This is a genomic window from Sphingobium sp., assembly GCF_035511395.1.
Classification (GTDB): domain Bacteria; phylum Pseudomonadota; class Alphaproteobacteria; order Sphingomonadales; family Sphingomonadaceae; genus Sphingobium.
Map to the genome: position 1 here is coordinate 1 of NZ_DATKFP010000362.1, position 2,700 is coordinate 2,700.

Below are 2,700 nucleotides of genomic sequence, written 5' to 3' on the forward strand. Positions count from 1 at the left end.
CCATGATCCGATCGATACCGATACCGGCCCGTTCGATATCGATGGCGAAAGCTGCGTCGAGGCGATCGGCGACTGAGCCGGCTTCGTGCTCTCGACCTCCATTCTGTCCTTTTCATCGAGGAGCCCGAAAATGGCCAATCACTATCTGCAAACGGCGTTCGCCATTCCGGTGACGCCGGCGGAAGCGTTGCTGCTCAAGGAATGCTTCGCCGTGTCGGCGCAGCTGTCCAGCGACTTCGCAGAACTCTCGTCTGACAGCCTGCAAGCGGTGAAGACCTGTTACGCGTCGCTCAGCGAAGCCTTCAGGAACACCTTCCCGAAAAAGCCGGAAGAGGAAGATCCATTCGCGGACTTTCTCGATCTCTGGTCCGACCCGGGCTTCCCCGAGTTCGACGCCGACCTCATTATTCAAGGTGACCCGGAGGCCAGGACACAGTTCGCGTTCATCAGCGGCCATGAGGTCGACGTTCCGGCTCTCGCATCACTGATCCAGAAGGTCTGCAAATCCGCGCTGCCCTTCGGTTTTCAATGGGCGGAGGTGGCTGACAAGGACATCGCCGGCGCTTTCGGCGGCGGCTATTATGTCGTCACCGATACGGAAATATTCGGCGGCTCGACCCGGTGGCTCATGGCGGAGACGCTGCAAACCGCGCGGGCGGGCGCGACATGAAGCCGCTGCTCACGCGGCCGTGCAACGAATGCCCCTGGCGCCGCGATCATCCCGCCGGTTGGCTGGGCGGCTACCGGCCGGAGGATTTCACGCAGCAGATCCAGTTCGACGGGCCGCCGCTGCCTTGCCACAAGACCATTCCGGGCGACGGCAGCGATGCCCGCGCCATGTGCGCCGGCGCGCTCATCTTCATGCGCAACAGCTGCAAAGGCGCGCACCATCCCGATTATGGCGACGCGCTCGATACGGTCGAGCCGGATACCGAGACGGTATTCGCGTGGTCGCAGGAATTTCTAGAGCATCATAACAACCCGGCACAATGGATCGAGAGCGTCCGGGCCAGGATGATGCAGCGGCCCTGAGACCGCCAATAGCCTTCCATCCCCGATACAAGACCGGGCGCCTCGTGCGCCGCGTCCGGTCGAATCCGCCAGGGAGACATCCGATGAACGACGATCATTTCGACGGGCTGGTCAATGACGCGACCCATGCGGTCACCAACCTCATTCCCGACACCGTGCTGGACGGTCTTCGCGATAGGGAAAGGTCGGACCTGCTTTTCCAGATCAATGACGCGCTGACACCGATCCTGCGCGATGTGATCGACAGGACCGACACCGACAATCCGACCCGCGCCAGCACGGTTGCTGCCCTGATCTCCGAGTTGCTGGAGACCCATGCCCAAAAGTGCGACGAGGGCGGCGATTGCGAGGATGACCGTCCGCCGCACGTGATTTCGGAAATCCACGGCACCAGTGCCAATATCGACAGCATCGCGAGCTGCGACATGGAGACGGGGACGCAGATCTACCTCGTGCTGGACGATCGCACCTCGTTCCGCATCACCGTGGAAGCGATTGCCGCATGATCGAGATGCACATGGCGCTTCGCGCGCTCAGGCAGATCGCACTCGCTTCCACCCAGAGCGAACTCGATGTCGCCAGGATGGATGCCGCCGATATCCTCGACGAGGCCGGTTGGGAGAAGTCGGCGCGCACCGTCATCGACAGTATTGGCCCTCCGGTCGCCTCCGACGATGCGGAAGGCACACAGCAACAAGGCTGATCCCGCTGCCTATGCCCGCCTGCCGGGCACAAAGTTTCCTCACCGCAACATCATGGAGGATATCATGGCCCAACTGTCTCCCCTTCGTGGGGTCTTAGCAAGCGCGGAGCACGCATATGCCTGCGCGATTCAGCGCCGCAGCGCCACCGGCCGCAATCAGTATGTCATCCGCACCGGCAGTTCGATCCAGCCGTTCCGTGTGACGGAGACGCGTCCGGCGAAGGACGAGAATCTCGTCCTGCACGTCGCCTGACGGAATTCCCATCATCGAGGAGGCGCCAATGAACACTGCCGATCGATACCCGATTGCGCCTGGCATGTGGATCAGGACCGAGGAGAACGAGAAGCTCCTGTTCCTGCGATATTCCTCGACCGGCCACTGGGGCTTCTTTTCCGAGGACGGCCATCACACCGCGCGGGAATACAAGCTGCCGCTCGCGGGCCTCAAACCCTGGTACAAGGAACGCCGCCCATGAAAACGCACGCGCTGGCGAGCGGCCTTCGGGTCACTCTCAACAAGACCGAACTGCAGGCCTTGCTAGCGCTCGCGCGATATGGCGCCGAACAGATCGCGGCCGCACACCACTCCTATATCCTGCCCAGGCGGGGGGAAGCCGTGGCGGCGGACGTCATCCAGGGCCTCGAACAGGGGCTGTCGTCGGTCCGTTGGAAACAGGCAGAGGCCAAGGCACGACGCGATGCACCCAAGCGCGAAGCCGCGCGGCGCGCAGCACGCGAGCATTATGCCGTGATTGATGGATATAACGTGTGGGGCATGTTGGGAGACTGGACCGATCTCGCGGACGATCCCGACCGGCGCCAGTGGGCGGACCTGTTTAATCCTCTCACCGAAGCCCGTGAGCAGGCAGAAGTTCGCCGTAATGTCTGGCGGATATATATCAGCAAAGGCAGCGCGGCGGCGGACGATCTCATCGTCTATCCGGGCGATTGCACGCAGACCGCCG

Annotated in this window: 7 protein-coding genes; all 7 read left to right on the forward strand. The window is 62.4% G+C overall.

Features of this window, described 5'->3' with window-relative positions:
• Window positions 1–187 precede the first annotated feature (187 nt).
• Complete coding sequence (locus VMR39_RS24995; protein ID WP_325420309.1) at window positions 188–670, forward strand: hypothetical protein; 483 nt, start codon at window positions 188–190, stop codon at window positions 668–670.
• Window positions 667–1,032, forward strand: a complete 366-nt coding sequence (locus VMR39_RS25000; protein WP_021688170.1) for a DUF6283 family protein — start codon at window positions 667–669, stop codon at window positions 1,030–1,032. Before VMR39_RS24995 ends, VMR39_RS25000 begins: the two co-directional genes overlap by 4 nt.
• Window positions 1,033–1,115: 83 nt before the next feature.
• Window positions 1,116–1,538, forward strand: a complete 423-nt coding sequence (locus VMR39_RS25005; protein ID WP_021688169.1) for a hypothetical protein — start codon at window positions 1,116–1,118, stop codon at window positions 1,536–1,538.
• Window positions 1,535–1,735, forward strand: coding sequence for a hypothetical protein (locus tag VMR39_RS25010; protein WP_325420312.1), 201 nt, complete (start codon window positions 1,535–1,537; stop codon window positions 1,733–1,735). The genes VMR39_RS25005 and VMR39_RS25010 overlap by 4 nt, the downstream gene beginning before the upstream one ends.
• Window positions 1,736–1,799: 64 nt before the next feature.
• The gene (locus VMR39_RS25015; RefSeq protein ID WP_021688167.1) at window positions 1,800–1,988 is read left to right on the forward strand and encodes a hypothetical protein; all 189 of its coding nucleotides are present in this window, start codon (window positions 1,800–1,802) and stop codon (window positions 1,986–1,988) included.
• 28 nt (window positions 1,989–2,016) lie between these two features.
• A complete protein-coding gene (locus tag VMR39_RS25020) occupies window positions 2,017–2,211 on the forward strand; it encodes a hypothetical protein (RefSeq protein ID WP_021688166.1) in 195 nt (64 codons plus the stop codon).
• A partial coding sequence (locus VMR39_RS25025; protein ID WP_325420316.1) for a hypothetical protein occupies window positions 2,208–2,700 on the forward strand: 493 nt, incomplete at its 3' end. The genes VMR39_RS25020 and VMR39_RS25025, both read left to right, overlap by 4 nt.